The sequence below is a fragment of the Streptomyces sp. NPDC057616 genome (genome assembly GCF_042800575.1).
GTDB lineage: Bacteria > Actinomycetota > Actinomycetes > Streptomycetales > Streptomycetaceae > Streptomyces.
On sequence record NZ_JBHVGU010000021.1, the window covers coordinates 147,301 to 168,495 of the forward strand.

At 71.2% G+C, this 21,195-nt stretch carries 20 protein-coding genes and 2 tRNA genes; 4 read left to right on the forward strand and 18 right to left on the reverse strand.

Features of this window, described 5'->3' with window-relative positions; translation table 11 throughout:
- Positions 1–59: 59 nt before the first annotated feature.
- From ACFU97_RS26250 to leuS, 3 genes are all read right to left on the reverse strand, one after another.
- On the reverse strand, positions 60–905 hold the full coding sequence (locus ACFU97_RS26250; protein ID WP_384260940.1) for a DegV family protein: 846 nt from the start codon (positions 903–905) through the stop codon (positions 60–62).
- A gap of 72 nt (positions 906–977) precedes the next feature.
- A complete protein-coding gene (locus ACFU97_RS26255; protein ID WP_384260943.1) occupies positions 978–1,712 on the reverse strand; it encodes a hypothetical protein in 735 nt (244 codons plus the stop codon).
- Positions 1,713–1,852: 140 nt separating this feature from the next.
- On the reverse strand, positions 1,853–4,723 hold the full coding sequence (leuS, locus tag ACFU97_RS26260) for a leucine--tRNA ligase (RefSeq protein WP_384260945.1): 2,871 nt from the start codon (positions 4,721–4,723) through the stop codon (positions 1,853–1,855).
- Positions 4,724–5,142: 419 nt separating this feature from the next.
- Here leuS and ACFU97_RS26265 point away from each other — a divergent pair, with 419 nt between their 5' ends.
- Both ACFU97_RS26265 and ACFU97_RS26270 read left to right on the forward strand, forming a co-directional pair.
- On the forward strand, positions 5,143–6,495 hold the full coding sequence (locus ACFU97_RS26265) for a cytochrome b/b6 domain-containing protein (protein ID WP_384260947.1): 1,353 nt from the start codon (positions 5,143–5,145) through the stop codon (positions 6,493–6,495).
- On the forward strand, positions 6,492–8,105 hold the full coding sequence (locus ACFU97_RS26270) for an NADH-ubiquinone oxidoreductase-F iron-sulfur binding region domain-containing protein (RefSeq protein ID WP_384260950.1): 1,614 nt from the start codon (positions 6,492–6,494) through the stop codon (positions 8,103–8,105). The genes ACFU97_RS26265 and ACFU97_RS26270 overlap by 4 nt, the downstream gene beginning before the upstream one ends.
- 68 nt (positions 8,106–8,173) lie before the next feature.
- Here ACFU97_RS26270 and ACFU97_RS26275 read toward each other — a convergent pair.
- From ACFU97_RS26275 to ACFU97_RS26320, 10 genes are all read right to left on the reverse strand, one after another.
- Positions 8,174–8,246 (reverse strand) — tRNA-Ala (locus ACFU97_RS26275).
- A gap of 103 nt (positions 8,247–8,349) precedes the next feature.
- Positions 8,350–8,583 carry a hypothetical protein gene (locus ACFU97_RS26280; RefSeq protein WP_003976229.1) on the reverse strand — a complete coding sequence of 78 codons (234 nt, stop codon included), beginning with the start codon at positions 8,581–8,583 and terminating at the stop codon, positions 8,350–8,352.
- Between the two features lie 3 nt (positions 8,584–8,586).
- Complete coding sequence (locus tag ACFU97_RS26285) at positions 8,587–8,760, reverse strand: hypothetical protein (protein WP_384260952.1); 174 nt, start codon at positions 8,758–8,760, stop codon at positions 8,587–8,589.
- Between the two features lie 210 nt (positions 8,761–8,970).
- A tRNA-Ala gene (locus ACFU97_RS26290) sits at positions 8,971–9,043 on the reverse strand.
- Between the two features lie 72 nt (positions 9,044–9,115).
- Positions 9,116–9,787: a histidine phosphatase family protein gene (locus ACFU97_RS26295; protein WP_384260955.1), complete on the reverse strand. Its 672-nt coding sequence runs from the start codon at positions 9,785–9,787 to the stop codon at positions 9,116–9,118.
- Positions 9,787–10,230 (reverse strand): ribosome silencing factor, encoded by a 444-nt coding sequence (rsfS, locus tag ACFU97_RS26300; RefSeq protein WP_384260957.1) that lies wholly within the window; start codon positions 10,228–10,230, stop codon positions 9,787–9,789. The genes ACFU97_RS26295 and rsfS overlap by 1 nt, the downstream gene beginning before the upstream one ends.
- Positions 10,231–10,336: 106 nt before the next feature.
- Positions 10,337–12,043 carry a LytR C-terminal domain-containing protein gene (locus ACFU97_RS26305; RefSeq protein ID WP_384260959.1) on the reverse strand — a complete coding sequence of 569 codons (1,707 nt, stop codon included), beginning with the start codon at positions 12,041–12,043 and terminating at the stop codon, positions 10,337–10,339.
- Positions 12,044–12,059: 16 nt separating this feature from the next.
- Entirely contained in the window at positions 12,060–12,686 is a 627-nt protein-coding gene (nadD, locus tag ACFU97_RS26310) for a nicotinate-nucleotide adenylyltransferase (protein ID WP_384260962.1), read from the reverse strand.
- Between the two features lie 71 nt (positions 12,687–12,757).
- Positions 12,758–12,925 (reverse strand): hypothetical protein, encoded by a 168-nt coding sequence (locus tag ACFU97_RS26315; RefSeq protein ID WP_384260964.1) that lies wholly within the window; start codon positions 12,923–12,925, stop codon positions 12,758–12,760.
- Between the two features lie 106 nt (positions 12,926–13,031).
- Positions 13,032–13,193, reverse strand: a complete 162-nt coding sequence (locus ACFU97_RS26320) for a hypothetical protein (RefSeq protein ID WP_384260966.1) — start codon at positions 13,191–13,193, stop codon at positions 13,032–13,034.
- 127 nt (positions 13,194–13,320) lie between these two features.
- Here ACFU97_RS26320 and ACFU97_RS26325 point away from each other — a divergent pair, with 127 nt between their 5' ends.
- Positions 13,321–14,448: a M48 family metallopeptidase gene (locus ACFU97_RS26325; RefSeq protein WP_384260969.1), complete on the forward strand. Its 1,128-nt coding sequence runs from the start codon at positions 13,321–13,323 to the stop codon at positions 14,446–14,448.
- Positions 14,449–14,478: 30 nt separating this feature from the next.
- On the opposite strand, the gene ACFU97_RS26330 is transcribed toward ACFU97_RS26325, so the two are convergent.
- From ACFU97_RS26330 to proB, 5 genes are all read right to left on the reverse strand, one after another.
- Positions 14,479–15,549 carry a hypothetical protein gene (locus ACFU97_RS26330; protein WP_384260971.1) on the reverse strand — a complete coding sequence of 357 codons (1,071 nt, stop codon included), beginning with the start codon at positions 15,547–15,549 and terminating at the stop codon, positions 14,479–14,481.
- A gap of 124 nt (positions 15,550–15,673) precedes the next feature.
- Positions 15,674–16,276, reverse strand: a complete 603-nt coding sequence (locus tag ACFU97_RS26335; RefSeq protein ID WP_384260974.1) for a hypothetical protein — start codon at positions 16,274–16,276, stop codon at positions 15,674–15,676.
- Between the two features lie 112 nt (positions 16,277–16,388).
- The gene (locus ACFU97_RS26340; protein WP_384260976.1) at positions 16,389–17,675 is read right to left on the reverse strand and encodes a glutamate-5-semialdehyde dehydrogenase; all 1,287 of its coding nucleotides are present in this window, start codon (positions 17,673–17,675) and stop codon (positions 16,389–16,391) included.
- A gap of 73 nt (positions 17,676–17,748) precedes the next feature.
- A complete protein-coding gene (locus ACFU97_RS26345; RefSeq protein ID WP_384261006.1) occupies positions 17,749–18,207 on the reverse strand; it encodes a hypothetical protein in 459 nt (152 codons plus the stop codon).
- Between the two features lie 173 nt (positions 18,208–18,380).
- On the reverse strand, positions 18,381–19,487 hold the full coding sequence (gene proB / locus ACFU97_RS26350) for a glutamate 5-kinase (protein WP_384261008.1): 1,107 nt from the start codon (positions 19,485–19,487) through the stop codon (positions 18,381–18,383).
- 235 nt (positions 19,488–19,722) lie between these two features.
- On the opposite strand from proB, the gene ACFU97_RS26355 reads away from it, so the two are divergent.
- Positions 19,723–21,108 carry a polysaccharide pyruvyl transferase family protein gene (locus tag ACFU97_RS26355; RefSeq protein ID WP_384260978.1) on the forward strand — a complete coding sequence of 462 codons (1,386 nt, stop codon included), beginning with the start codon at positions 19,723–19,725 and terminating at the stop codon, positions 21,106–21,108.
- Positions 21,109–21,195 lie beyond the last annotated feature (87 nt).

The window sequence follows — 21,195 nt, forward strand, 5'->3', positions numbered from 1 at the left end:
ACCCGCACGGGCGACGCGCCCCGCGACGGGCATCACGACGGGCATCACGACAAGAACCGTCACCGGGGCGAGACCACGACTCCCAGCAGCCCGGGCCCGGTGTGCGCCCCGATCACCGCGCCGACCTCGCTCACGTGCAGATCCGCCACGCCCGGCACCCGCGTCCGCAGCCGGTCCGCGAGGGCCGATGCCCGCTCGGGGGCGGCGAGATGGTGGACAGCGATGTCGACCGGCGCGCTGCCGGCCCGGTCGGCCGCGATCTCCTCCAGACGCGCGATCGCCCGCGAGGCCGTCCGCACCTTCTCCAGCAGTTCGATCCGGCCGGCGTCCAGCTGGAGCAGCGGCTTCACGGCGAGCGCGGAGCCCAGCAGGGCCTGTGCGGCGCCGATCCGGCCGCCGCGGCGCAGATAGTCCAGGGTGTCGACGTAGAAGTAGGCGGAGGTGCCCGACGCCCGCTTCTCGGCGGCCGTGACGGCCTCGTCCACCGTCCCGCCCGACTCCGCCACCTCCGCCGCGGCGAGGGCGCAGAAGCCGAGCGCCATCGCGACCGTCCCGGTGTCCACGACCCGCACCGGCACCGGCGCCTGGCGCGCGGCCAGCACCGCCGCGTCGTAGGTGCCCGACAGCTCGGCCGAGAGATGGAGGGAGACGATGCCGCTCGCGCCGGACTCGGCGACCTTGCGGTAGGTCTCGGCGAAGAGCTCGGGGCTGGGCCGCGAGGTGGTGACGGGCCGCCGCTTCTGAAGTGCCTGGGCCAGGGAGCGCGTCGAGATCTCGGTGCCCTCGTCCAGGGCCTGGTCACCGAGGACCACCGTCAGGGGTACCGCTGTGATGCCGTGGCGCTCCATCGTCCGCGGCGGCAGGTAGGCCGTTGAATCGGTGACGATCGCGACATGGCGGGACATGAGCTGGAGGTTACCTGCCGTAGTGCCCGGGCGGCAGCCCGGCCCCTCTCACCTGGTATGCCCTTGACCGGATCAAGTAGTGCTCTCGGGGCGGGGTTTCTTCTGCCATGGGTAGACGGGGCGCTGCGCGGGCGGGGTGATGGCGGCCCGCGTCGGCTCCTCGGCCGGGCGCGACCGGGGCGTCTCCGGCCAGGTCTGCTGCGCTGTCGCGTGGTCGGCGGCCGGGGCGTCCGGCCACTGGGCGGGCTCGACGGCGGGCTCCTCGCGGGTCCAGTGCCGCAGGGCGCCGGCCTCCACGTCTATCTGGGTGCTCAGCGCGTCCAGGTCGTCGTCGGCGAAGCGGTGCGCGCGGTCGCGGGCGGCCCAGCGCAGCGAGTCGGCCGAGTGCGTGATGCGCTCGGTGCGCTCGCGCAGGCCGGGCAGCCGCTCGGCGAGCGTCCTGCGGTCCGGCTCGGCCTCCAGGCGCTTGAGCTCGCCGTCCAGTTCGTGTCCGTGCACGCTGAGGCGCTCGAAGAGGCCGAGTGCCTCCTTGAGGGACTCGTCCTCGGGCGCGCCCGCGTGCAGCGCGTCCTGGGTCGCACGCATCGACGTGCGCAGCGTCAGACGCAGTTGGGCCAGTTCGCCCGCCGCGCCCGGCTGGGCGAAGGACTTGGCCCGCAGGGTGTGGTCCTCGACCGTGCGGCGGGCCTGGGAGATCGTGCGGTCCACGCCGCGCTTGGCGGCGCCGACCGCCTTCACCGTGGCGTAGACGCCGAGGCCCAGGAAGAGCACGAAGAGCAGGGCGAACACTGCGATCACTGCTTCCACGTCGCTCCTCCTCCAGGCCGCGCGGCACGTCCCGCGCCGCTCTTCCACGGTAAACGAGACGGGCAGGTGCGGAGTTCCAGAAGAACCCCGAACCTGCCCGTAGGGGACTACCCCGACACCTGCTGCGTCGCTCCCGGCACCTACGCCGGAACGATGTTCACCAGCTTCGGCGCCCGCACGATCACCTTGCGGATGCCCGCGCCGTCCAGCGCCGCGACGACCTTCTCGTCCGCCAGCGCGACCTTCTCCAGCTCCTCCTCGGAGATGGACGGCGAGACCTCCAGGCGGGCCTTGACCTTGCCCTTGATCTGCACGACGCAGGTCACCGTCTCGTCGACGACGTAGCGCGGGTCGGCGACCGGGAAGTCCCGGTGCACGACCGAGTCGGTGTGGCCCAGCTTGCGCCACAGCTCCTCGGCGATGTGCGGGGCCAGCGGCGCGACCAGCAGCACCAGCGGCTCGGCGACGGAGCGCGGCACCGCGCCGCCCGCCTTGGTCAGGTGGTTGTTCAGCTCGGTGACCTTGGCGATGGCGGTGTTGAAGCGCAGGCCCTCCAGGTCCTGGCGCACGCCGTCGATCGCCTTGTGCAGGGCGCGCAGCGTCTCCTCGTCCGGCTCGGCGTCCGAGACGGTGACCGCACCGCTGTCCTCGTCGACGACGTTGCGCCACAGCCGCTGCAGCAGCCGGAACTGGCCCACCACCGCGCGCGTGTCCCACGGCCGCGACACGTCCAGCGGGCCCATCGCCATCTCGTACAGGCGCAGCGTGTCGGCGCCGTACTCGGCGCAGATCTCGTCCGGGGTGACCGCGTTCTTCAGGGACTTGCCCATCTTGCCCAGCAGCCGGGAGACCTTCTCGCCCTGGTAGAAGTACGCGCCGTCGCGCTCCTCCACCTCGGCGGCCGGCACCGCGATGCCGCGGCCGTCGCGGTAGACGTAGGCCTGGATCATGCCCTGGTTGAACAGCTTGTGGAACGGCTCCGCGGAGGAGACGTGCCCCAGGTCGAACAGCACCTTGGACCAGAAGCGCGCGTACAGCAGGTGCAGCACGGCGTGCTCGGCGCCGCCGACGTACAGGTCGACGCCGCCGTGCGGCTGGCCCTCGCGCGGGCCCATCCAGTACCGCTCGATCTCGGGGTCGACCAGCTGCTCGCTGTTGTGCGGGTCCAGGTAGCGCAGCTCGTACCAGCACGAACCCGCCCAGTTGGGCATGGTGTTGGTCTCACGCCGGTACTTCTTCGGCCCGTCGCCCAGGTCCAGGGTGACGTGGACCCACTCGTCGTTGCGCGACAGCGGCGTCTCGGGCTCGGTGTCGGCGTCGTCCGGGTCGAAGGTGCGCGGCGAGTAGTCGTCGACCTCCGGCAGCTCCAGGGGCAGCATCGACTCGGGCAGCGCGTGGGCGATGCCCTCCTCGTCGTAGACGATCGGGAACGGCTCGCCCCAGTAGCGCTGGCGGCTGAACAGCCAGTCGCGCAGGCGGAAGTTGACCGTGCCCTCGCCGATGCCCTTGCGCGCCAGCCACTCGGTGATGCGCGCCTTGGCGTCCACGACGCCCAGGCCGTCCAGGGAGATGTCGTCGTTGGAGGAGTTGATGATCTTCGCGTCGTACGACGCGAAGGCGTCCTCCCACGTCGAGGTGTCGGTGCCCCGGCCGTCGGTCGGCTCGACGATGCAGTGGATCGGCAGCTCGAAGGCGCGCGCGAACTCGAAGTCGCGCTGGTCGCCCGCCGGGACGGCCATGATCGCGCCCGTGCCGTAGCCCATCAGGACGTAGTCGGCGATGAAGACGGGGACCTGCGCGCCGTTGACCGGGTTGGTCGCGTACGCGCCGATGAAGACGCCCGTCTTGTCCTTGGCCTCGGCCTGGCGCTCGACGTCGGACTTCGAGGCGGCCTGCGCGCGGTAGGCGGCGACGGCCTCGGCGGGCGTCGCGTGGCCGCCGGTCCACACCTCGTGGGTGCCCTCCGGCCAGGCGGCCGGGGTGAACTTCTCGACCAGCGGGTGCTCGGGGGCCAGCACCATGTAGGTCGCGCCGAACAGGGTGTCCGGGCGCGTGGTGAAGACCGTGATGCGCTCGCCGTCGATCGGGAAGTCGACGCGGGCGCCCTCGGAGCGGCCGATCCAGTTGCGCTGCTGCAGCTTGATCGCCTCGGGCCAGTCCAGCGCCTCCAGGTCGTCCAGCAGCCGGTCGGCGTAGGCGGTGATGCGCATGTTCCACTGGCGCAGCTTGGCCTTGAAGACCGGGAAGTTGCCGCGCTCGCTGCGGCCGTCGGCGGTGACCTCCTCGTTGGCCAGCACGGTGCCCAGGCCGGGGCACCAGTTGACCGGCGCGTCGGAGGCGTACGCCAGGCGGTACTCGCCCAGGATGTCGGCCCGCTCGCCCGCGGTCAGCGCGTCCCAGGAACGGCCGCCGGGGACGGCGCGGTCACCGGTCTCGAACTGGGCGACCAGCTCGGCGATCGGACGGGCCCGGTCCGACTCGTCGTCGTACCAGGAGTTGAAGATCTGCAGGAAGATCCACTGGGTCCACTTGTAGTAGTCCGGGTCGATCGTGGCGAACGACCGGCGCTTGTCGTGGCCCAGGCCCAGCCGGCGCAGCTGGGCCTTCATGTTCTCGATGTTGGCCTCGGTGGACACGCGCGGGTGCGTGCCGGTCTGCACCGCGTACTGCTCGGCGGGCAGGCCGAAGGCGTCGAAGCCCAGGGTGTGCAGGACGTTGTGCCCGGTCATGCGCTGGAAGCGGGCGAAGACGTCGGTGGCGATGTAGCCCAGCGGGTGGCCGACGTGCAGTCCCGCACCGGAGGGGTAGGGGAACATGTCCATGATGAACTTCTTGGGACGGGCGACGACCGCGGGGGCGCCCGCCAGGTCGCCCTCGGGGTTCGGCGCCGCGTACGTGCCGTCTGCGTCCCAGAAGTCCTGCCAGCGTGCCTCGATCTCGGCCGCCACGGCGGCCGTGTAGCGGTGCGGCGCTGCCACCTCCGCGGTGGCAGCGGGGTTCGTCTCGCTCATGATCCTCAAAGCTCCATCGATCGTCTCGGCCGACTGCTGCGACTTCCCGGAAACGAAAAATCCCCTCGCACAGGAGGGGACGCCGCGCCGATGCCGACCATCCGGGTCGCCCGGCGGTCGGGACTGATCAGCGCGGCTCGCTAAGCAGAAGGCGTACGGCACGCATGCGGTTAGGGTACCGCAGCGCTTGAGCACGATGCGACGCGCTTCCGTATGGGTCTCTGGCCCGGTGTCACACCCGGACAACAACTGAACAGAAGTCAAAAGTTACTTCGCGTAACAGCCGACACCCGGACATCACAACAACTGCGTTGTCCTTGCATAACAACCCAATAACTCAAACCTCGTACCCATCGGTATGGCGCCACCTAGAGTTCGGCAGCGGGACCGCTTTCCCGATACTGCTCGGAGTTGCCCCCATGAACCCTCGTCGTAGCAACAGCACGCTCCCCAAACCCGGCCGGTCGGCCTACGGGGTGGCGTCGGCTGTCGTGCTGCTGCTCATACCCGCCGTCGTCCTCCTCGGCGGCGACTGGCTGCAGCAGTTCCTCAACTTCGGTGCGGGCGTCCTGTCGCTCGTCTGCCTCACCTGCTCGGTGATCTGGGGCCTGGTGGCCCAGGACCGGCTCATCCTCAACATCCGCCAGCGCATCGTGGCCCAGGGCATCCACCGGGTGACCGCCGTCGCCTCGATCGCCTTCCTCCTGGTGCACATCGGCGTCAAGCTCGCGCTGGACCACGCCGACTGGATCGCGGCCCTGATCCCCTTCGGCTGGCTGTTCTCGGGCTCCGGCGCCGCGAACCCGGGCAGCGCCACCCTCGTCGGGATGGGCTCGCTGGCCGCCTACCTCATGATCTTCGTCGGCATCACCGGCGCCCTGCGCAACCAGTTCGCCTCCCCGGCGCCGATCGCCGCGCGCTGGCGCGCCATGCACATGCTGGCCTACCCGTCCTGGTGCGCGGCCCTGATCCACGGCCTGTTCGCGGGACGCCCGGCGAAGACGTTCTTCATGGTCTCCTACGAGCTGTGCGTGGTCGCGGTCGCCGCGGCCCTGGCACTGCGGGCGGCCCCGCGCCCGTTCAAGCGGAAGGTCGCCGACCGCCTCGCCGTGTTCCTGGGCAACGACCCGAGCGCGGCCCGCGAGGAGCTGGAGGCCAGCCGCGCGCGCATGGCCGACGCGGCTTCACCCCGCGCACGCGCGCGGGGACCCGAGACCCCGTCCGCGCTGCCGGGCTACGAGAACGCCCGCGCGCCGAGGCAGCAACCCGTCGACACGGCGTCCACGGCGGGCTTCTACGACACCTCGTCCTCCCGCACCATGACCCCGGAGTCCACCGGAGGCTTCGCGGCCGCCTATCGCGCCGTCACCCCGCAGCAGGGCGGGCAGCAGTACGGCGCCGGCCAGACCGCCCGCATGGACCTGCCCATGGACATGCAGTCCACGGAGGCGATGCCGCGCATGGACGCCGCCGGCAACGCCGCGGGCAGCTGGCCCGTGCCCTCGCCCCCGCCGGTCGGTGAGGCGCCCCCGTCGGCGTACGACCCGCTCCAGGACACGGGATACAACATCCCCACCTATGGCAATTCGGGCGCCGCGGGCTACCGCAACAGTGATGTGTACGACACCGGTGAGACGAACGCCCAGTACGGCACGTACAACTCGAACGACACGTACAACAGCGGTCCCGCCGATGAATCGACGCCCGGTGCCTCCTGGGACGCACCGGGTTCGGGCGAACCTTGGAACACGCCTTCCGGAGGCTATAGGTGAACGAGGCCCTGCCCGACGTTCCAGAAGTCCGCGTGGTCGGACTTCCGCAACTCACGTCTGGCTTCGACCTTGTCGAACGACTCGATCTGTCCATGCACCTCAAGGTGCACGGCCCGCTCGAACCCCTGGGCGGCGAGCAGCTCGCGAAGCTCGCCGAGAACATCAACCTGAAGGGCCGCGGCGGCGCGGGCTTCCCCTTCCACAAGAAGCTGCGCTCGGTCGCCGAGGCGGCGATCAAGCGCGGTGTACGGCCGGTCGTCGTGGTCAACGGCAGCGAGGACGAGCCGGCCTGCCGCAAGGACACGGTGCTGATCAACCGCGCCCCCCATCTCATCCTGGACGGGGCGCTGCTGGTCGCGGAGGCGCTGGGTGCCCGCACGCTCGTGGTGGGGGTCACCCGTGAGTCGACGCAGCGCTCGATGGAGGCCGCCCTCGCCGAACGCGGCCTCAGCAACGGACGCCGCTCCGCGCTCAAGGCCTGGGTCCAGCGCAACCCGGTCCGCATGGTCACCGGTGCCGCCGCCTCCCTGATCCGCTCGATCGACGGCGGCCCGGCCATCCCGCCCGGCCGCAAGATCAGCGCCTCGCAGAGCGGCGTCGGCGGCGCGCCCACCCTGCTGTCGAACGCCGAGACCTTCGCCCAGCTCGCCATCGCCGCCCGCATCGGCCCGGAGCGCTACGGCAACACCGGCCTCTACGACGAGCCGGGCACCGTCATGCTGACGGTCTCCGGCGCGGTCGCCCGCCCCATGGTGATCGAGGTCCCCACCGGCGTCCCGCTGCGCTACGTCCTCCAGCTCGCCGGCGCCCCGCAGGTCCCGCAGGGCGTGCTGACCGGCGGCTACCACGGCAAGTGGATCGACGCGGCGACCGTCGACGAGGCGATCGTCTCCCGCAACTCCCTGGACGCGGTGGGCGGTTCGCTCGGCGCCGGCGCGATCCTGCCGATCAGTCAGGAGACCTGCCCGCTGGGCGAGTCGCTGCGGGTGGCGCAGTGGCTGGCCGAGGAGAGCGCGGGCCAGTGCGGCCCCTGCTACCTCGGTCTGCCGGCCGCCGCGCGCGGCATGGAGGACATCCTGGGCGGCGGCGGCCCGGCCGCCCTCGAGGCGCTCAAGCAGGTCGCCAAGAACGTGAAGCGGCGCGGCGCGTGCTCGCACCCGGACGGCTCCGCGATGTTCCTGGAGTCGACCATCAAGGCCTTCACCGACGACCTCGCGGCCCATGTCCTCGGAAACGGCTGCGGACGGCCCGTGGAGGGCGTTCTGCCGCTCTTCGAGGCCGGCCAGATGCCCGCGAGCATCACGAGCGGCGCGGAGCCCGCGGAGACCGGCGCCAGCCGTCAGAAGATCTACGTCGACTGGACCCTGTGCCGGGGCCACGGCCTGTGCGCGGACATCCTCCCGGAGGTCTTCGAACTCGGCGCCGACGGCTTCCCGACCGTCGCCCAGGCCCAGGTGCCGCGCTACGCGGAGGCCAAGGCGCTGCGCGCGGTGCGCCGCTGCCCGGCCCTCGCCCTGCGCATCGAGGAGGAGGCGCCGCGCGACCGGGCGCCGTCCCGCAACCTGCCGGTGCTCTCCCAGGGCCGCGGACGGCGCGCGCTCGGCCGCTGAGCCGGGCACAACTGCCCCCGCAGACACAAAAATCCCGCCGGATCTTCACGATCCGGCGGGATCTGCCGTGGAGCTAAGGAGAATTGAACTCCTGACCTCCTGCATGCCATGCAGGCGCTCTACCAACTGAGCTATAGCCCCGTGCTATGGTCCGCCCGGTTTCCCCGGCGGCGACGCCAACATTACACGGTCCACCGGGTGCAACACCAAATCGTTTCCGTGGGCCCCGGGCAGGGCCGGCACGTCAAGCGGTGACGAAGGAGTAGAACCGCTTGAGCGTGCAGTGCTCCTCGAGCAGACGGCCGTAGATCGGCTCGCCCTCCAGCTCGCGGTACGTCTCGATCGGGTCGCCCTTTATGATCAGCGCCCGCGCGCACTCCTCGCACCAGTACTGGTAGTCGGGGTTGACCGGTTCCATGTCGCGGACGATCGGCGTGCCGCTGCCGCACCAATCGCACTTGCGCCTGTGTGCACCCATCGATCAGCTCCAGCTGTGGCCGCAGGCCGTGCACACGTAGGAGATTCCGCCGTTGTCACCGAGGACTTGCGCGACATGGGCGGAACCGCAGGAAGGGCAGCTCAGACGGATGACCGTGTCCCGTGCAGATGCCGCTTCGAGGAGGTGGCCGACCTCCTCGAGGATGCTCGCAGGCATCACAGCTCCCTCCCGTCGGGCCGCGCTCCCTTCCGGCCGTTTGATTCTGCCACGGCCGGGCCAATACGGTCAGCGACGCCTGAGTACCAGTACGGACACGCACGCCGAGAGCGCCTCCACAGAGGTATACGCCTTCGGGACCACAAGTGACTCAAGTCGTACAGGAACAGACAGAAAATCCCGCCTCCTGACGGAGACGGGATCTTGTTGTGGAGCTAAGGAGAATTGAACTCCTGACCTCCTGCATGCCATGCAGGCGCTCTACCAACTGAGCTATAGCCCCATCAGGTTCTTCCCGCTCGGCGGGGCGAACAAGAAGAACTCTAGCCTGCGACCTGCCGGAAAGTGAAATCCGCTAGTCGTCGTCGCCGAGCACCGGCTCGGGCAGCGTGCCGGCGTTGTGCTCCAGCAGGCGCCAGCCGCGGGCGCCCTCGCCGAGGACGGACCAGCAGCAGTTGGACAGGCCGCCCAGGCTCTCCCAGTGGCGGGGCTCCAGGCCCAGCAGGCGCCCGATGGTGGTGCGGATCGTCCCGCCGTGGCTGACCACGACGAGGGTGCCGTCGTCGGGGAGCTTCTCGGCGTGCCGCAGCACGACCGGGGCGGCGCGCTCGGCCACCTCGGTCTCAAGCTCGCCGCCGCCGCGGCGGACCGGCTCGCCGCGCTTCCACGCGGCGTACTCCTCGCCGTGGCGCTCGATGATCTCCTCGTGCGTCAGGCCCTGCCAGACGCCCGCGTAGGTCTCGCGCAGCCCCTCGTCGTGGGTCACCTCCAGCTCGGTGAGCCCGGCGAGCTCGGCCGCGGTGTTCGCGGCCCGCTGGAGGTCGGAGGCGACGATCGCGTCGGGCCCCAGGGAGGCCAGCAGCCGGGCGGCGCGGCGGGCCTGGGCCACACCGGTCTCGGTGAGGGCGACGTCCGTGGTGCCCTGGAAGCGGCGCTCCACGTTCCACGAGGTCTGGCCGTGGCGCCAGAGGATGACGCGGCGTCCCCGGCCGGGCCGGCCGGCGGTCACCTCACCGGTGGCGCTCATCACCACTCACCGCCGAGGTCGGCCGCCTCCTCGGCGGCCTGGTGCCGGGCGTGCTCCTCGGCCTTGCCGCGGGTGGCCTTGGCGTCGGCGGGCAGCTCCAGCTCGGGGCAGTCCTTCCACAGCCGCTCAAGGGCGTAGAAGACGCGCTCCTCGCTGTGCTGGACGTGGACGACGATGTCGACGTAGTCGAGCAGGACCCAGCGGGCCTCGCGGTCGCCCTCGCGGCGCACCGGCTTGGCGCCGAGCTCCTTCTGCAGCCGCTCCTCGATCTCGTCGACGATCGACTTGACCTGGCGGTCGTTGGGCGCGGAGGCCAGCAGGAAGGCGTCCGTGATCGACAGCACGTCGCTGACGTCGTAGGCGATGATGTCGTGCGCGAGCTTGTCGGCGGCCGCCTGGGCGGCGGTGTTGATCAGCTCGAGGGAACGGTCAGTGGCGGTCACTACGCGGCTTTCGGTCGGCGGTCTGTTGACACCAAGGGTCTCACGGACCGCCGGGCGCACCCCACGTGATTAAGGGATCACGTGGGGCGCCCGTGCCGGGGGCCGGTCAGGAGGAGGACGGCTTGTAGTCCTGGCCGAGGATCACCGACACGTCGGCGTTCGAGGTGGTCTTCCCCTTGGCCACGGAGCTGCCCGGAAGGCCCAGGGTCTTGGCGACCTCCGTGGCGTTCGCCTTGTCCTTGGCGTCGGAGTAGACGACCTTGGACGTGGCCGACGGGGTGCCGGCGGTGCCGCCCTCCAGGAAGGTGAAGCCGCCGTTGAGCAGGACCACGCGGGCCTTCTCGGTGTTGTCCTTCGCGCCCGTGGCGTTCTGGACCGAGACCCGGACCGCCGAGCCCTGCTCGGGGCTCTTGGCGGCGCCGCCGAGGACGTCCTTGACCACGCTGGCGCTGGCCTGCGCGCTCAGGGTGCCGTCGCCCTGGACGGGCAGCAGGGCGGTCTTGTAGTCGCCGCCCTTGGCGAGGTCGGCGAGCTTGGCGAGGAAGGTGCCGAGGTCCTTGTCGGTGAGCGACGGGTCCAGGATCTGGGCGAGGGTCTGCACGGTCGTCGTCGCGGCCTGCGGGTCGGAGGACATCTTGCGCAGCACGCCCGCCATGACCTGGCCGAACCGCTCCAGCTGGGCGTTCTGGGCCTCGCCCGAGGCGCGGTAGGTGGCGTAGGCGACGGCCGTCTTGCCGCTGAGGGTCTGGTCCTTGCCCTTGTGGACGAGGGGCTCGGCGCCCTTCTTCTTGGCGGTCGGGTCCGGAACGTCCGCGTTGGTGTCGACCTCGATGTTGCCGATCAGGTCGACCAGGTTCTGCAGGTACGGGGTGTCAAGGCGCCAGGTGCCCTCGATGTCGGTGCCGAGGACCGTGTCGAGGGAGTCGCGGGTGCCGGAGGAGCCGTCCCCGTCGACCGACTTGGCGAGGGTGGTCGTGGTGCCGTCGTCGTCCGTCAGGGAAAGGGAGTTGGGCAGCAGCACGGTGGTGCCCTGCTTGGTGGTGGTGTTGTCCACGAGCAGCGCCGTGGAGGTGCCGCCGCCCTTGGTGTTGTGCAGGTGGACGACGATCACGTCGCGGTTCTGGGCACCCGCGGCCGTGGCGGTGCCGCCCTTCTTGGAGCCGGACGAGGACAGGCCCGGCAGCTTCCCGGCGTACCAGAGGTAGCCGATGCCGCCGACCGCGACGAGGGCCAGCGTGACGACGAGGGCGACGAGGCGGCTGCGGGCGCGGCGCCTGGCCTCCTCGCGCCGCTCGGTGCGGTTCTCGGTGAAGTTGAGCCAGTCGATGACGTCCTCGGAGTCGGCGTCGGGCTCCTCGACGAAGTCGAACTGCTCGGTGCGGTAGTCCCGTTCGGCCGGGGCGGCGTCGTGTGCCTGCTCCTCCGGGCCCGCCTGCTGCGGGATGTAGGCGGTCTGCTCGGCGACCCGGGGCTGCTGCCCACTGGCCGCGGCCCGTCCGTAGGGGTCGTACGGCGCCTGGGGCGCGCCGCCCTGGGGCGCCCCGGTGCCGTAGGGGTCGTAGGAGGGCGCGGGCGGCGTGACCGGCTGCTGTCCGGTGCCGTAGGGGTCGTACTGCTGCGGGACCTGCTGCTGCGAGCCGGTCGCGTACGGGTCGTACCCGTAGCCCTGCTGCTGCGCGTACGGGTCGTACGGCTGCTGCGGCGCCTGCTGCTGGGTTGCCGGCCGGTAGACGGGCCGGCCGTACTCGTCGTAGCCGACGAGTTCGTACTGGTCGTCGTGGTCGCCGTAGCCCGCGTCGTATCGGTCGTTCACCGGTGCCCCTCTCGGCTCACTCGCCGCGGTACAGCTCGCGCTTGTCGATGTAGCGCACGACTCCGTCCGGCACCATGTACCAGATGGGGTCTCCCTTGGCGACTCTCGCACGGCAGTCCGTGGAGGAGATGGCCAGCGCGGGAACTTCGACGAGCGAGACGCCGCCCTCGGGGAGACCGTGGTCGGTCAGATGATGGCCGGGCCGGGTGCATCCGATGAAGTGCGCCAGGGAGAACAGCTCCTCGGAGTCCCGCCAGGTGAGGATCTGGCCGAGGGCGTCGGCGCCGGTGATGAAGAAGAGGTCCGTGTCGGGGTTGAGCGCGCGCAGGTCACGGAGCGTGTCCACGGTGTACGTCGCGCCGCCCCGGTCGATGTCGATGCGGCTCACCGAGAACTGCGGGTTCTCGGCGGTCGCGATCACCGTCATCAGATAGCGGTCCTCGGCCGGGGAGACGTCGCGGTGCGTCTTCTGCCACGGCTGGCCGGTCGGCACGAAGACCACCTCGTCCAGGTGGAACTGCGCGGCGACCTCGCTGGCCGCCACGAGGTGCCCGTGGTGGATCGGGTCGAACGTTCCGCCCATGACGCCGAGGCGGCGCTTGCCGGGGTTCGACGGGCCGGTAGGCATGTCCTGCTCTCCCATGCGTGCAGACCCTACCGGCCCCGCCTGAGAGGACCGGGCGGACCGGTCCCCGGCGGCGGCCCGGGCGGGACTCAGCGGTCGCGGTTGAAACGAGTGGTGATCCACAGCAGGAGCAGCAGGATGAGCAGGGCTCCGCCGCCGGTGACGTACGGGCTGAGGCTCTCGTGATTGCCGCCGTGCTCCTCGCCCTCGGCAGCGAGAGTGACCAACTGAGCGGCGGCAGCGTGGAAGCTCGTCATCGGCAGAACCTATCCGGTGTGGGCGGGATGAAGATGTCGGCCCATCGTATGCGGGCGCCGTCACGGCGATCACGCCGACTCCGCCGTTGGGAACCCGGGGAGGCGCTCAGTCGTCCTTCTGCTTGTAGCCCCGCAACAGGAACCACCCGGTCAGCGCGCAACCCACCATCATCACCACCAGCACGATCCGGAGCAGGTTCCCCGGCCCTTGGTGCGGGGACGCGCTCGCCGCCTGGACGAGCCACAGGGCTGCGGCAGTGTGCTCCATGGTGCTGGACTCCTTCGGTGTAGTGCCCGTCCACGGTAACTCCGCCTAGGCTGGGCCCTGCTTCGGGGGCGCAAAGGGCCGCACAAGGGTCCGCAAAGGGCCACTCACACGCACATGGGGGACACACATGTCCGACGACGGCCACGAGCACAACGGACACGAGCACGTTCCGAGCAGGCAACGCCGACGATTCCCGGGGATCTCCTCGCGTGCGTACGAGCACCCCGCCGACCGCTCCGCGCTGGTCGCGCTGCGCAAGCTGAGCGGCTTCGACACCGTCTTCAAGGCGCTCAGCGCGCTGCTGCCCGAGCGCAGCCTCCGGCTGCTGTTCCTGTCCGACTCGGTGCGCGTCTCGGACCAGCAGTTCGCGCATCTCAACGACATGCTGCGGGACGCCTGTTACATCCTGGACCTGGAGAAGGTCCCGCCGATGTACGTCAACCAGGACCCGCAGCCGAACGCGATGTGCATCGGCCTGGACGAGCCGATCATCGTCGTCACCACCGGCCTGGTCGAGCTGCTCGACGAGGAGGAGATGCGGGCCGTCATCGGGCACGAGGTGGGCCACGCCCTGTCCGGCCACGCCGTGTACCGCACGATCCTGCTGTTCCTGACGACCCTGGCGGTCCGGGTCGCCTGGATCCCGCTGGGCAACCTCGCGATCATGGCGATCGTGACGGCGCTGCGCGAGTGGTTCCGCAAGTCGGAGCTGTCCGCCGACCGGGCCGGCCTGCTGGCCGGGCAGGAGCTGCGGGCGTCGATGCGCGGCCTGATGAAGATCGCGGGCGGCAACCACCTGCACGAGATGAACGTGGACGCCTTCCTCCAGCAGGCCGAGGAGTACGAGGCGGGCGGCGACCTGCGCGACTCCGTGCTGAAGATCCTGAACCTGCTGCCGCGGACGCACCCCTTCACCACCATCCGCGCGGCCGAGCTGAAGAAGTGGGCCGAGTCCCGCGACTACCAGCGGATCATGGACGGCCACTACCCGCGCCGCGACGAGGACAAGGACGCCTCGGTCTCGGACTCCTGGCGCGAGTCGGCGGCGAGCTACGCGAGCAACGTCAAGGGCTCCAAGGACCCGCTGATGAAGCTGGTCAGCGACATCGCGGGCGGGGCCGGCGGGCTGGGCGGCCGGGTGCGGCGCGGCTTCGACGGCTTCACCGGCTCGGCGCCGCGCGAGGACCGGCCGCCGGCCGACCCGTCCGCCACGGACACTCCCCCCGAGGACGCTCCGCCGCGCGACGACGACTGAGCCGGCGCGGGCGCGCGGGCGGCGGGGTGCTCAGACCGTCGGCTGCGCGCTCGCCGCGAGCGATCCGCACAGCGCCGTGAAGCCGCTGGTGGCGTACGGGTCCGTGCCCGCCGGACCGCCCGCGCGGGCCGTCTGCCCGGCCAGCAGCGGGTGCAGATGGTTCGTGGAGTCCTCGGCGCAGGACAGCGGGCCCGCCTGGACGTAGGAGACGACGAGCTGGGCCTGGTGCAGGCGGAGGTCCTCGCGGTCGAAGCGGAAGTGCAGCTCGCGCCGGACGGTGAAGAGGGAGGCCTGCGCCTTGGCGTCGGAGCCGGTCGGCTTCAGCGCGTAGACGTAGGTGTGGTCGGCGGTGACCTCGAGGGTGGCGGAGTCGGTCTCGGCGGCCTGCAGCGTGCCCTGGACCCGGATCCTGGCGTCGGCGAGCCGGGCGCGGGTCTGGTCGAAGCGGACCAGCCATCCGGTGGGCTGGTGCCGGCCGTCGGCCACCGGATGCGCGAAGCTCTGGTCGAACTGGTCGAGTTGGCCGCCGTCGAGCATGACCCGCACGGCGCGGACGTCCTGGCCGGCGATGACCTCGGGGTCCAGCGCTGACCGCACGATGTAGTCCTTGGCGGTGGTCAGGGCGGCCACGACCTGGCTGTCGGAGAAGTGCGCGGTGCGCCGCGACGCCGGCAGCGGTATCCCCTCGGCGCCGACCCGGAACTGCGCGGCGGGGCTGTGCTCGTACAGGTACTCGGGATCGGTCGCGCCGGGCACCTTGCCCTGCGGGGAGAGCGGGATGACGGTCATCCGCAGGGGCTCGACGGGCTGCCGGGCCGACGGCGTCTGGTAGGGGTGGCGTACGCCCATGTAGATCGCGGTGCCGAAGGCGACGGCGATCAGCAGCACCAGGATCAGCGCCTGCCGGGACAGGCCGCGGCGCAGCGGCGGGCGGCGGCGTACGGCGGGCGCGTGGTCGGCCATGCGCTCCTGCGCGGAGAACTCCTGGAGGCGGGCAGCGCGGACGAACGATTCGTCGAACACGACGGATCGGTACTCGTCCTCACCACCTGCGGGGGCGCCCTCGGGTGGCCCCTCAGGCGGGTCTCCAGGCCCTCCCATATCTTCAGGGTAGGTCTCCGGGAGCCCGGGTAAACGCCCGGCTGCACGACAAGTTCTGACAGGTTCTCACCAGGATCGGACCATGATGAGGACGTACGGGCGCAGGCCGTGCCCGGGGTGCCGCTCAGGGGGTGCGCGGGATGACCGAGATGGCGGGCTGGGCGGTGTCGGCGGAGGCGGAGGGCGGCACCGCGCTCCCCTGCTCCAGACCGGTCGACGCGGGCGGCGGCACCTGCTCGCGGTTGCTCGAGGAGGCGCCGCGGTAGACCGCCGCGAAGGCCAGCGCGACCATGCCTATGCCCATCACGATGGCGAGCATCCAGGCGACGGGGCGGTGCCAGCGGACCTGCCTGCCGTACGTCCCCGCGGTGCCGTAGCGGCCCTCCAGGACGTCGGTGTCGTCCGCGTCGTCGAGGTCGGGATCATGGCCGAAACCGGTGGGGCCGTCGGGGCCGTACCCGTCCTCGTAGCGCTCGCCGCGGCCGTGGGCCCGGCGGGCCTCCGCCTCGGAGGCCTCCGCTCTCGCCTGGGCCGCGGCCAGCAGGCGCTCCACGGCGGTCGGCTCATGGACGGCTGCCGCCCGGACGAAGGCCTCGTCGAAGACCACGGAGGCGAACTCTTCGTCCGACACCCCGCGGTCGTGGTCGTCGTCGGGCTCCCAGCCGTCAGGGAACGGCGTGCCCCCCACGTCCTCCGGCACGCATCCAGAGTAGACCTGGGGGGTCAATTTGGGCAGACGGTATGGAAATTCATCCGCCTGCTGAGACTTCTCCGCTGCGGCACGGGCGCGTACCGGGGGCGCATGCTTCCTGCATATGCGCCCCGCCTCGCGGCTCCGGTCAGCGCCGGATGTGGCCGTCGCCGGTGACGATGTACTTGGTGCTGGTGAGCTCCGGCAGCCCCATCGGGCCGCGCGCGTGCAGCTTCTGCGTGGAGATGCCGATCTCCGCGCCGAAGCCGAACTGGCCGCCGTCGGTGAAGCGGGTCGAGGCGTTCACGGCGACCGTGGTGGAGTCGACCAGCTGGGTGAAGCGGCGGGCGGCCTGCTGGGAGGTGGTCACGATCGCCTCGGTGTGGCCGGAGGTCCACAGCCGGATGTGCTCGACGGCCTTGTCCAGCGAGTCCACCACGGCGGCGGCGATGTCGTAGGAGAGGTACTCGGTGTCCCAGTCCTCCGGTGTGGCCTCGACGACGGTGGCCTTGGAGTCCTTGGCGTAGGCCAGCACGCGCGGGTCGGCGTGCACGGTCACCCCGGCCTCGGCGAGGGCGTCCAGGGCCCGCGGCAGGAACTCGGGGGCGATGTCCTGGTGGACCAGGAGGGTCTCGGCGGCGTTGCAGACGCTGACCCGCTGGGCCTTGGAGTTGATCAGGATGTCGATCGCCATGTCGAGGTCGGCCTGCGCGTCGACGTAGACGTGGCAGTTGCCGGTGCCCGTCTCGATGACCGGGACGGTGGACTCCGATACGACGGTCTGGATCAGGGAGGCGCCGCCGCGCGGGATCAGGACGTCGACCAGGCCCCGGGCGCGCATCAGCTCGCGCACGCTCTCGCGGCTCTCGCCGGGCACGAGCTGGACGGCGTCGGCGGGCAGTCCGGCGCCGCCCACGGCGTCCCGCAGGACCCTGACCAGGGCGGTGTTGGACTCGTAGGCGGAGGCGGAGCCGCGCAGCAGGACCGCGTTGCCGGACTTCAGGCAGAGCGCGGCGGCGTCCACCGTCACGTTCGGGCGGGCCTCGTAGATGATACCGACGACGCCGAGCGGGACGCGGACCTGGCGCAGGTCGATGCCGTTCGGGAGGGTCGAGCCGCGGACCACCTCGCCGACCGGGTCGGGCAGCGCGACCACGTCCCGCACGTCGGAGGCGATGGCGCGCACCCGCTCCGGGGTGAGGGTGAGCCGGTCCACGACGGCCTCGCCGGTGCCGGCCGCACGGGCCTTGGCGACGTCCTTGGCGTTGGCCTCGACGATCTCGCTGGTACGGACCTCCAGGGCGTCCGCGACGGCGAGCAGCGCGTCGTCCTTCTCCGCGCGGGGCAGCGGGGCGAGGTCCGCGGCGGCGGCCTTGGCGCGGTAGGCGGCCTGCGTGACCGGGGACATGGAGTCGTACGGCGAAAGCGTGGTCATGGGGGAAGAGTAGTGCGCCGCACGGGAGCGTCCACCGGACATCCCAAACCCCGAGACACCCGGCGAAGGGGGCTCAAAAGGGGTGTACGCCCACCGGGCTCGCGGGCGGCGGACCGTACCCCTCGGCGACGCGCTGGTGGTAGGTCTCCCGGTCGATGACCTCCAGGCCGACGATCTCCCAGGGCGGCAGCTTGGCGGTCTGGCGGTGCTCGCCCCACAGGCGCAGCGCGACGGCGGCCGCGTCGTGCAGGTCGCGGGCCTCCTCCCAGTAGCGGATCTCCGCGTGGTCGTTCGCGTAGCGGCTGGTCAGTAGAAAGGGGTGGTCGTGGGCGAGCTGTTCGAGGCCGCGCCGCACCTCCTTCAGCGGGGCCTCCTCGCCGGAGACGCTGAGGGTGACGTGCCACAGGCGGGGCAGGTCGGCCGGCTCCTCGTACCGCTCCCCCGCCACGACGCTCGTGAGGGCGCGCTCCTCGCCGACCGCGCGGGAGGCGGTGGCGCTCCCGCCGCCGCGGGACGCCGTCCCAGGGCGCACTCGTCTCACAACGGCCTCCTTCACGCGACGGTCGAGCCGGGCTCGTGCGGAATGTGTCCCTGAGACAAAGTTGAGCAGGCCGCAAGGGTCCGTGGGGCGGTTTTGCGGAACGTCCACCTCAGGGGCGCGCCGTTTTACGGGGCGTTCCCCCTGTTTTCGGCCCCTGACGGGCGTCAGGGATGCAGGATCACCAAGTCGTCGCGGTGCACGACCTCGCGTTCGTAGGCCGGGCCCAGTTCGCGCGCCAGCTCCCGCGTCGAACGCCCGAGCAACTGCGGGATCTCCTTGGCGTCGAAGTTGACGAGGCCGCGGGCCACCGCGCGCCCCTCGCCGTCCCGCAGCTCGACCGGGTCCCCGGCGCTGAACTCGCCCTCCACGGCGGCGATTCCGGCCGGCAGCAGCGAGGTGCGCCGCTCGACGACCGCGCGTACCGCGCCGTCGTCCAGGGTCAGGTGGCCCTGCGGGGTGGAGGCGTGCTGGAGCCACAGCAGCCGGTCGGCGGAGCGCTTGCCCGCGGGGTGGAAGTAGGTGCCGGTGTCCTTGCCGGTCAGCCCGTCGCCCGCGTGCGCCGCGCTGGTGAGCACGACCGGGATGCCGGCCGCGGCGGCGATGCGGGCCGCCTCGACCTTGGTGACCATGCCGCCGGTGCCGACGCCGGCCCGGCCCGCGCTGCCGATCTCCACGTGCGCCAGGTCCTCCGGCCCCCGCACCTCCGCTATCCGCGAGGTGCCGGACTTGCCGGGGTCGCCGTCGTAGACGCCGTCGACGTCGGAGAGCAGGACCAGCAGGTCGGCGTGGACGAGGTGGGCGACGAGCGCGGCGAGCCGGTCGTTGTCGCCGAAGCGGATCTCGTCGGTGGCGACGGTGTCGTTCTCGTTCACGATCGGGAACGCGCCCATCGCGAGCAGCTTGTCGAGGGTGCGGGAGGCGTTGCGGTGGTGGGCGCGGCGGCTCATGTCGTCGGAGGTGAGCAGCACCTGGCCGACGCGGACGCCGTGGCGGGCGAAGGAGGCGGCGTAGCGGGCGACCAGCAGTCCCTGGCCGACGCTGGCGGCGGCCTGCTGGCGGGCGAGGTCGCGGGGGCGGCGGCGCAGTCCCAGCGGGGCGAGGCCGGCGGCGATGGCACCCGATGAGACCAGGACGATCTCCTTCTCGCCTCCGCTGCGCACTCTGGCGAGCACGTCGACGAGCGCGTCCACCCGGTCGGCGTCGAGGCCGCCCGCGGCGGACGTCAGCGACGAGGAACCCACCTTGACGACGACCCTGCGGGCCTCGCTCACGCCCTGCCTTGCCCCTGCCACCTTGGTCTTCCGTCCCCTCGCGCTCCGGCATCCCCGCCCGGCAATCTACGCGAAGGGGACCGGCTCCCGCGCGCCGGTCCAGTCCCCGGACAGGCGCCACGTAACTGCGTGATCACGCGTCGCTTACGGCAAAAAGGTTGCACTGGTTGCCTATAGAAATCAAAGTGCGGGCAAATCTAGGTTTAACGTTGTGCAATCCAGAGAAGTTCGCCGCGTGAAGCGCATCCTGCTGCGCTCGGGCAAGAGTCCCTTCGACGTCTTTCCCGTGGAGGAGGCCCTCCACCAGGACGTCATCGCCACCAACTCGGGCAATCTGATCTTCAGTGACGCCTCTCACAAGATTCTGGAGACACCGGGTACCGAGGTCGTCGCGAACGGCATGCGGACCGAGGTGGCCGCGGCGGAGCGGATCAACGAGGAGTTCGACGCCTTCGTCGTACCGCTGGCGAACGCCTTCCGGCCCTCGTTCGAGGCGCCGCTGAAGCGGCTGACGCGGCTGATCAGCAGGCTGCGGATTCCGGTGGTGGTGCTGGGCATCGGCGCGCAGGCCGGGCTGAACTACAACGCCGCGCGGCTGAAGCCCATGGAGGAGACGGTCCGCGCGTTCGTCTCCGCCGTGCTCGACCGCAGCGCGTCGATCGGCGTGCGGGGCGAGTTCACCGAGCAGTACCTCAAGGACCTGGGATACCGGGACGTCGAGGTCATCGGATGCCCGTCGCTCTTCATGTACGGCAAGGAGCTGACCGTCGAGAAGCGGGCGCCGCAGCTCACGGCCGGCTCCCGGATCGCGATCAACGGCTCGCACAGCGCGGTGCAGAAGCAGGGGCTGGACCGGGTCATCGACCGCGCGCACGCCCGCTATCCGCACCTGACCTTCGTCGGCCAGAACCTCAGCGACGCGCGGCAGCTGCACTGGCGGGACGTGTCCCACCCGAACGCCCAGATCACCTCGATCCCGACGCACCCGGACCACCCGATGTACCGGGAGGACAAGGTGCGGGTCTACATCGACCCGGTCACCTGGATCGACGACCTGCGCGGCTACGACTTCTCCTTCGGCTCCCGCATCCACGGCAACATCGCGGCGCTGCTCGCGGGCACGCCCGCGACGGTGCTGTGCGGCGACTCGCGGACGCTGGAGCTGTGCCGCTACTTCGGCATCCCGCACCGCCGCATCGACAAGCTGACCCCGGACCTCGACCCCGCAGAGCTCTACGAGGAGGCCGACTTCACCGGCCTGACCGGCGGTCACCTGGAGCGGTTCGAGCGGTTCACGGCCTTCCTGGACCGCAACGGCCTGGAGAACACCTTCACGCACGGCGACGGCGGCGCGTCCTTCGAGGCCCGTATGCGCTCGCTGGCCTTCCCGCCCGGCATCCGGCCCTGGAACGACGCCGACATCTCCTCGCTGACCTCCCGCTTCGGCTGGCTCCAGACCCGTATCACCGAACTGACCCTGGACAACGCCCAGTTGAAGCGAGATCTGGAACGCGGCGCGGGCAAGGGCGGCCCGGGTTCCGCGTCCGTGTACCGCCGCGCCCGCCGCGTGGTGGGCCGCCCGATCCGCAAGGCGCTCCAGTCGGGCAAGCAGCAGACCTGAGCCGGCGGCGGACCGGCACGCCGGGCGGCCGGTGCCGCCCCGGGCCGTTCCGGGCCGCCTTCATGCCGCGCGCAGGCCGCCCTCGGG

Coding starts and splice junctions, on each gene's coding strand:
- ACFU97_RS26340 (WP_384260976.1), bottom strand. CDS start 17,675: ATGACCACGCTTTCGCCGTACGACTCCATGTCCCCGGTCACGCAGGCC.
- ACFU97_RS26285 (WP_384260952.1), bottom strand. CDS start 8,760: ATGCCTGCGAGCATCCTCGAGGAGGTCGGCCACCTCCTCGAAGCGGCA.
- nadD (WP_384260962.1), bottom strand. CDS start 12,686: ATGGGAGAGCAGGACATGCCTACCGGCCCGTCGAACCCCGGCAAGCGC.
- ACFU97_RS26280 (WP_003976229.1), bottom strand. CDS start 8,583: ATGGGTGCACACAGGCGCAAGTGCGATTGGTGCGGCAGCGGCACGCCG.
- ACFU97_RS26315 (WP_384260964.1), bottom strand. CDS start 12,925: ATGACGAGCTTCCACGCTGCCGCCGCTCAGTTGGTCACTCTCGCTGCC.
- ACFU97_RS26325 (WP_384260969.1), top strand. CDS start 13,321: ATGTCCGACGACGGCCACGAGCACAACGGACACGAGCACGTTCCGAGC.
- ACFU97_RS26250 (WP_384260940.1), bottom strand. CDS start 905: ATGTCCCGCCATGTCGCGATCGTCACCGATTCAACGGCCTACCTGCCG.
- ACFU97_RS26320 (WP_384260966.1), bottom strand. CDS start 13,193: ATGGAGCACACTGCCGCAGCCCTGTGGCTCGTCCAGGCGGCGAGCGCG.
- ACFU97_RS26265 (WP_384260947.1), top strand. CDS start 5,143: ATGAACCCTCGTCGTAGCAACAGCACGCTCCCCAAACCCGGCCGGTCG.
- ACFU97_RS26330 (WP_384260971.1), bottom strand. CDS start 15,549: ATGGGAGGGCCTGGAGACCCGCCTGAGGGGCCACCCGAGGGCGCCCCC.
- leuS (WP_384260945.1), bottom strand. CDS start 4,723: ATGAGCGAGACGAACCCCGCTGCCACCGCGGAGGTGGCAGCGCCGCAC.
- ACFU97_RS26295 (WP_384260955.1), bottom strand. CDS start 9,787: ATGAGCGCCACCGGTGAGGTGACCGCCGGCCGGCCCGGCCGGGGACGC.